Below are 2,531 nucleotides of genomic sequence, written 5' to 3' on the forward strand. Positions count from 1 at the left end.
ATGGTGCTGGACGCCGCCAAGGGCATCGAGCCGCAGACCCTGAAGCTGTTCGAGGTCTGCCGGCTGCGCGACATCCCCATCGTCACCTTCATCAACAAGATGGACCGTGAGGCGCAGGACCCCTTCGCCCTGCTGGACGAGATCGCCGGCAAGCTCGCCCTCGACCCCGCGCCGCTCTATTGGCCGGCGGGCTCGGGGGGACGCTTCAAGGGCATGCTCGACCTGCGCCGGGAGAAGTTCATCCCCTTCGCCAAGAAGGGTCCGGACGGCGAGCAGGGCCATCCCGCCGCCATCGCCTTCAAGGGCAATGCGGTGGTGAGCTACCTCGACCCCGACGAGCTGGAGGAGCTCTCTGACAGCGCCGAGCTGGTGCAGGGCGCCTCGAAGCCCTTCGACCCGCAGTCCTTCCTGGAAGGGCACATGACGCCGGTGTTCTTCGGCTCGGCGCTGCGCCACTTCGGGGTGGACGAACTGCTGGAGGGCCTGGGGGCCTACGCCCCGCCGCCGAAGGCCGTGGCCGCCGTGAAGGGTGGCGCGCCGACCCACGTGGCGCCGGGGGACCCGGAGGTTTCGGGCTTCGTCTTCAAGGTGCAGGCGAACATGGATCCCAACCACCGCGACCGGATCGCCTTCCTGCGGCTGACCTCGGGCGAATTCGAGCGGGGCATGAAGCTGAAGGTTCAGAACACCGGCCGGCAGCTGTCGGTCAACGCGCCGATCATGTTCTTCGCCTCCGACCGGGAGCTGGCGGAGGAGGCCTTCGCCGGCGACGTCATCGGCATCCCGAACCACGGGGTCTTAAGGGTCGGCGACAGCCTGTCGGAGAGCGGGACCCTGCGGTTCGCCGGGCTGCCCAACTTCGCGCCGGAAATCCTACAGCGGGTGCGGGTGAAGGACCCGTTGAAGGCCAAGCACCTGAAGAAGGCCCTGGAGGGCCTGGCGGAGGAGGGGGTCACCCAGCTGTTCCGCCCGACCATGGGCGCGGACTTCATCGTCGGCGCGGTGGGCCAGCTGCAGTTCGAGGTGATGGCCGACCGGCTGGCCAACGAATACCAGCTGGAGGTGATCTTCGAGGCCAGCCCCTACGCCGAGGCCCGCTGGCTCGACGCGGAGCGGGCCGACCTGGAGGACTTCCAGAGCAAGCACCGCTCGCAGATGGCCGTCGACATCGACGACCAGCCGGTGTTCCTCGCCAAGACCGCCTGGGAAACCGGCTACGTCACCGAGCGCTACCCGAAGGTGCGGTTCGCGCGGGCCAGGGAACGGGCCTGAGGCCGGCCATGACCGGAGCCCTCCTGTATGGCGCGCCCGCGCCGGGGCTCGTGGAGGTTCCGCCCGGCGCCTTGCAGCTTTCGCCGCTGATCCCCGGGTCGAGCGACATCGCCGCCCTGCCGGACGCCTCAGCGGATGCGGCCGTGATCCTGGCGCCGCCGGGAACGCTGGAGCGCGACTTCGTGCTGGCCCATGCGCTGAGGGCGCTGAAGCCCGGCGCGCCGATCACCGCCTTTGCGCCAAAGGACAAGGGCGGATCGCGGCTGAAGAAGACGCTGCAGAGTTTCGGCTGCGAGGTGGGCGAAGCGGCCCGCCGGCATCATCGGTTCTGCAGCGCCGTGCGTCCGGCCGCGCCGCGCGATCTCGCCCAGGCCATCGCGGCCGGTGCGCCGCGCATCATGCCGTCGCTCGGCCTGTGGTCGCAGCCCGGCGTGTTCAGCTGGGACCGCCCCGACCCGGGAAGCGTCCGGCTTCTGGAGGCGCTTCCGGCGCTTGTTGGACGTGGCGCCGACCTGGGGTGCGGCGTGGGTTTGCTGGCGCAAAGCATCCTGGCTTCGCCAAAGGTCACCGCGCTCGCCTGCGTCGACGTCGACCGGCGGGCCACGGACTGCGCGCGGCACAATCTCGACGACCCGCGGGCCGCGGTGGTCTGGGCGGACCTGCGCCGGCCTCTGGAGGGTCTCGCCGACCTCGACTTCGTGGTGATGAACCCGCCCTTCCATGACGGCGGGGCGGAGGATCGGGCGCTGGGGGTCGGCTTCATCGAGGCGGCGGCCCGGATGCTCGCCAGGCGCGGGGTCTGCTGGCTGGTCGCCAACCGGCATCTGCCCTACGAGGCGGCGCTGGCCGGCGCCTTCGCCGCGGTGACGCTGCGGGCCGAGGGCGGTGGCTACAAGATCTTCGAGGCCAGCAAGTGAGCGGCGCCAAAAGCGAGAAAGCCCCGATGGCGCGGCTGGACCGGCTGCTGGCCAACCTCGGCTACGGGTCGCGGCGCGAGGTCACCGACCTGGTCGGACGCCGCCAGGTCGTGCTGGACGGGGCGATCGTCAAGGACAGCGGCGCGCGCATCCCCGTCACCGCCGACCTGCCGGGCCGGCTGACGGTGTCGGGCCAGCCGCTCGACCCGCCGGCCCCGCTGACGCTCTTGATGCACAAGCCGCTGGACGTGGTCTGCTCGCACCGCGAAGCCGGGCGCAGCGTCTATGAGCTGCTGCCAAGCCGCTGGCGGGCGCGGATCCCGGCGCTCTCCACCATCGGCC

General features: G+C 71.0%; 3 protein-coding genes. All 3 read left to right on the forward strand.

The features are described 5' to 3' along the window. Positions 1-1,272: peptide chain release factor 3 (locus JWP28_RS04285; RefSeq protein ID WP_299540351.1), on the forward strand; the 1,272-nt coding region annotated here is incomplete at its 5' end. 8 nt (positions 1,273-1,280) lie between these two features. Further along, complete coding sequence (locus tag JWP28_RS04290; protein ID WP_299540353.1) at positions 1,281-2,189, forward strand: methyltransferase; 909 nt, start codon at positions 1,281-1,283, stop codon at positions 2,187-2,189. Positions 2,190-2,215: 26 nt separating this feature from the next. Beyond that, a partial coding sequence (locus tag JWP28_RS04295; RefSeq protein WP_299540356.1) for a S4 domain-containing protein occupies positions 2,216-2,531 on the forward strand: 316 nt, incomplete at its 3' end.

Origin of the sequence: Phenylobacterium sp. (assembly GCF_028290885.1) — a bacterium.
In the GTDB taxonomy this organism is placed as follows: domain Bacteria; phylum Pseudomonadota; class Alphaproteobacteria; order Caulobacterales; family Caulobacteraceae; genus Phenylobacterium.